Annotated in this window: 3 protein-coding genes and 1 pseudogene; 1 reads left to right on the forward strand and 3 read right to left on the reverse strand. The window is 59.3% G+C overall.

The genetic code is table 11. From position 1 onward, the window contains the following. Positions 1 to 153 precede the first annotated feature (153 nt). The 3 genes from EOC93_RS32890 to EOC93_RS32900 form a co-directional block, all read right to left on the reverse strand. Positions 154 to 1,599, reverse strand: coding sequence for a type II and III secretion system protein family protein (locus EOC93_RS32890; RefSeq protein ID WP_127206694.1), 1,446 nt, complete (start codon positions 1,597 to 1,599; stop codon positions 154 to 156). A 43-nt stretch (positions 1,600 to 1,642) separates the two neighbouring features. Beyond that, the gene (gene cpaB / locus EOC93_RS32895) at positions 1,643 to 2,683 is read right to left on the reverse strand and encodes a Flp pilus assembly protein CpaB (RefSeq protein ID WP_127206695.1); all 1,041 of its coding nucleotides are present in this window, start codon (positions 2,681 to 2,683) and stop codon (positions 1,643 to 1,645) included. Positions 2,684 to 2,779: 96 nt separating this feature from the next. Beyond that, positions 2,780 to 2,962, reverse strand: a complete 183-nt coding sequence (locus tag EOC93_RS32900) for a Flp family type IVb pilin (RefSeq protein ID WP_127206696.1) — start codon at positions 2,960 to 2,962, stop codon at positions 2,780 to 2,782. Positions 2,963 to 3,493: 531 nt separating this feature from the next. Here EOC93_RS32900 and EOC93_RS32905 point away from each other — a divergent pair. Further along, positions 3,494 to 3,940: pseudogene (locus EOC93_RS32905) on the forward strand (CpaF family protein); the annotation flags it as partial.

Raw genomic sequence — 3,940 nt, forward strand, 5'->3', positions numbered from 1 at the left:
TTCCTGGACGCCGGATTGAGCGGGTCGACCGTCTGCAACAGCGAATTGTATTTCTGCGTGTCGCCGGCAGCCAGTGTCACCGTTTCGTAATTGTTCAGGTAGTCGGCGGCGCAGCCCGTCAGCCCGCCGGCGCACAAAAACAGGATCAAGGCGCTATTTCTTGACATAAATCATCTTGTCCTTGGATTTCAGATCGAGCATGTGGCCATAGGGGCCGACCACGCCTTCGCCGAGTTCATATTTGCGAACCATGTCCTTGGTCACTTCGAGCTGACCGAGAATGAAGAGCTCCGGGTCGTTGGCGGGCCGTGTCTTGTCGAACGGCGTCGCCAGCTGCTCGCCAGGCTTTACCGGCCGCACGATACGCGGCGTCACGATGACGACCAGTTCGGTCTCTTCCTTCTGGTTGCTCGAATTCCGGAACAGCGTCCCGACGATCGGCACCTGGCCGAGCCACGGCACCTGCCTCTGGATCTTGGTGTTCTTGCTGGACAAAAGTCCGCCGACAGCGAAGCTCTGGCCGTCGCGCAGTTCGACGACGGTCGACAGCTTGCGGTTGGTGAAGATCGGGTCGCCGGCGGTGGTGAAACCGGTCAGGTCGCTGACTTCCGGCGCCAGCCTGATGTTGATCTTGTCGTCGCTGAGCACGACCGGCGTGAACAGCAGATTAACGCCGAACTGTTTGTATTCGATACTGATCTCGCCATCACCGTCGTCGACGCGGATAGGTACTTCGCCGCCGGCATTGAAGCTGGCAACCTCACCGGAAAGAGTGGTGAGGTTGGGTTCGGCAAGCGTGCGCACCACGCCCTTGGCCTCGAGCGCCTCGATGATCAGGTCGACCTTGATGTTGCTGTCGATGACGCGAGTGATCAGCGCCGCGAACGGGGTGGTGTTCGAAAGAAGGCCGGTAAGCAGATTGCCCGGCCCCAGCACCACATTGTCCTCGTCGACGGCGGCTATGCCCGTTCCTGTGCGGGTCGTGCCGCTGCCGTTGGTGCTCCTGATTGAGACGCCAAGATCGCGGCCGGCATTGCGCTTGGCCTCCAGCACGCGCACTTCGAGGTTTACCTGCTGGCTGTCGTCGACCGTCACCGCGTTTATGATCGCGTCGGGGCCATATTGCTGGGCGACCTGCATGATCGCCGCCAGCGTGGCGCCGTCCTTGACATGGCCGCCAAGCCTGATCTTGCCGTTGATCGAGCCGATATCGATGCGCGACCTGGGCGCCACCTGCCGGATCGCCTGCGCCATGTCGCTGACGTCGACGCCAACCTCGATCTGGATCACGCCAAGCGAGCGCTTGTCCTCGGAAAAGAGGTTGACAGTGGTGGTGCCGGCGCTCTTGCCGATGACATAGAGCGTGCGGTCGGTCATTGGCTGGGCGTCGGCGATCTTCTCGTCGCCGACGACGATGTCGCCGAGAGTGGCGTTCACCTGGATCGTCACCGACTGCGACATGGGCAGGAAAATACGGTGGACGCTGGGGTTCGACACATCGATCCTGCGGTCGGCTGCATGAGCAGCAAGATCGATCGGCAATAGCATCACCGAACAGGCCAGCGCGGCAGCCGCCAGTCGTCCCCGGAACATACGCATCTAGACTACCCCCCTTGCCGACTCGTTCGGCAATACCCTAGCGTTATTTTTGTCGCGGCACGTCGTAAGATTCGAGTTTCACACCCCTGAAGACGCCGATTGTTGCACGCGCCGGCGGCTCCGGCTGCACATACTTGATCACTTCCTTAACCACTTCTTGCATCTGGGGTGCTGAGGCCACTGCCGGAGCAGGTTTTGCGCTGCTCAACAGGTCGAGCCTGCTTCCCACACGTTCCACGGCCTGGGTCAGCCCATTGATCTTGTCGTCCGCGCGCTTGCGCTCGGCTGCTGCCTCAGCCTCGGCTTTTGCCTGCTTGGCGAGTTCGGCCTGCCTGGCGGCGACGTCGTCCGGCGTATCACCGGTCAAGTCTGAAAGCGTAATGCGTTCGGTCGTCTCGCCCTTGCTGGCGGCCGCTTGGCGAAGCGCCAGGGACAACTGGCCGGCGTCGGCAGCCAAGGTAAGCTTCTGGGCGTCTTTGGTGCTGACCTCGAGCGTGACCGCCTTCACGACCGTCGGGTTCTCGGAGCTTTCATCGGCGACTTGGTCGACGGCGAGCACCTTCATGCTCTGCAAAAGCACGTCGACGAAACTCTGGTCAGTTCCCTGGGTGGTGCGCACCTTGCGGGTCAGCAGCACATCGACCCGGTCGCCGGGGAAAACGAACCCGGCGACGCCGAGCACGTCGTTGACCCTGATAGAAACGGCCTTCATGCCTTCGCCGAGCACCGCTGAAAGTGTGGCACGCTGGCCGGGGCCAGTGATCTTGGTGGCGAGAACAGGCTCGTTGACGCCGATCGCCTGCAGTGCCTGCTTGGTGCCTTCGCCGTCAAGCATTTCTTTCGTTGTCTTGAAGGCTCCGGTCGGGACCGCGCCTGAGGGCCAGGCGACTTCGCGCAGTTTGTCAGCGGTCAGCGTGTCGCCGAACTTCAACGGCATCGCGGCCACCACGACCGTGTCGCGCTGGACATCTTCCGTCTGCGCCATGGCGCTGCGCTGGTTGGCCAGCCAGATATTGGCGAGAACCACCGCGAGCACGCCGAACACGCCGGCGAGAGCAATCATGATGACGGTGTTTGCGCGCATTTCTTGCCCCACCCGACTGCGTTTTCACAGCTCACTGCATTATCCTTGAACATCGACGCCGCGGATATCCGCGGCGTCGATGATAGCGTCACGATATCACGGGTTGGCAGTCAACGTTGTGGATAGCGATGTCCACCGGGCACCGACCCAAGCGCCGACGACAACAATCGACGCAATCACTGCGATAGTGATGATACCGAGCAAGATGGTATATTCGACCATGGCAGCGCCGTTTTCGTCGTCGCGGAACTGCCGGGTCATCGTCATGAGCTTCTTCATGCCAATTTCTCCCTTTGGAGGTTTGAACCCGACGAGACGAGCCAAGGATGAAATCCATACCCAAGCATCCCCCGTCATCTCGATCTAAGTCCCGACGAAAATCAGAGTCAAACGGGATTAAGGGTTTCTTAACTTTCCTATACATGGTTTGGCAAGAATATTGCCGATTTCAGGCGGACCAAAACATTGATTCGGCTCGTTTTTCAACCCATCTTAACCATTCGTTCACAATTTGGCCGTGGGTATGGCGGAAATGGGGCGGTATTAGCGATAGCGCATATTCCTTTATATCTAAGGCCTTAGGTGGGCTCCATGACGCCTTTGTGGCAAAAAAAGCACTTGGCATTGAAAAGCGAGTCCTCGTGTTCCATTAGGACAGCGCCGCTGACCAAATAAGCGTCGCGTTTTCTGATGCTTGATCTTAACTATGTCTGAAGTATTACATTGCATGGTGCGCGGCTGGCGCTTGTGCCCTGCGTGGTTAACGTTTAGTTTCCGTGGCGACGGATTCTACGGGGAGTATAACGCGATATGCTGGGGCGGTTCACCAAAGGGCCAAGCGAGTTGCGAGTCGAGCCAAAGCTCGAGCCAATGGCGGTTTTGCCCGCCGCCCCGACGCTTTCTCCTGTTGTCGACTTTGAACCGCACGGTGACGAGTTCCTGACGCTCAAGGTCGAGCTCCACCGCCACCTCATTGACCGCTTCAACCTGTCCGCCCTTGAAAACGCGTCCAAGGATGAAATCCTGAATGAGATCCGGCCGATCGTGCGGGAATTTGTCCGCGCGCGCAACGTGCCGCTGAATGCTCGCGAACTCGATCAATTGACCAGCGACACCGCCGACGAGATGCTCGGCCTGGGGCCGATTGAGCCACTGCTGAAAGACGATTCAATTTCCGACATACTGATCAACACGCACGATCGCGTTTTCATCGAGCGGCGCGGCGTGATCGAGGAAACCTCGATCCGTTTCCGTGAC

This window comes from Mesorhizobium sp. M6A.T.Ce.TU.002.03.1.1, from assembly GCF_003997275.1.
GTDB lineage: Bacteria > Pseudomonadota > Alphaproteobacteria > Rhizobiales > Rhizobiaceae > Mesorhizobium > Mesorhizobium mediterraneum.

Bases quoted from the DNA above. Each gene is read 5' to 3' on its own strand.
- cpaB (WP_127206695.1), bottom strand. From the start codon at position 2,683: ATGCGCGCAAACACCGTCATCATGATTGCTCTCGCCGGCGTGTTCGGC.
- EOC93_RS32890 (WP_127206694.1), bottom strand. From the start codon at position 1,599: ATGCGTATGTTCCGGGGACGACTGGCGGCTGCCGCGCTGGCCTGTTCG.
- EOC93_RS32900 (WP_127206696.1), bottom strand. From the start codon at position 2,962: ATGAAGAAGCTCATGACGATGACCCGGCAGTTCCGCGACGACGAAAAC.